This is a genomic window from Pseudomonas sp. BJa5, from assembly GCF_030272875.2.
In the GTDB taxonomy this organism is placed as follows: domain Bacteria; phylum Pseudomonadota; class Gammaproteobacteria; order Pseudomonadales; family Pseudomonadaceae; genus Aquipseudomonas.
Genome location: NZ_JALRNG020000229.1, coordinates 1 through 236, shown reverse-complemented (window position 1 = coordinate 236; position 236 = coordinate 1). Strand labels below are relative to the sequence as shown.

The following is a 236-nucleotide window of genomic DNA, read 5'->3' as shown; positions in this document are numbered from 1 at the left end:
TCCAGGGTCGCAGCCTCTTGCTCCATCTGGCAGTCGTCATACTGCTGCGAGGCGGTTTCGATAAGCGCGGTTGATGATTTGTTGCTCTGTATCTCGGCATTTCGCTCGTCCGCCACCGCGCCCTGCGACGCGACGGCGCAAAACGCCAGAAGGATTCCTGGCAGAAAACACGTGGATTGCATCTGGGACGGTCTCGCAAGGTTCGTACGGCACTGTGGGCAGACAGGCCCCAGAGG

At 60.2% G+C, this 236-nt stretch carries 1 pseudogene; it reads right to left on the bottom strand.

From position 1 onward, the window contains the following. Nucleotides 1-182 (bottom strand): annotated as a pseudogene (locus M2D63_RS26125) (hypothetical protein); the annotation flags it as partial. Nucleotides 183-236 lie beyond the last annotated feature (54 nt).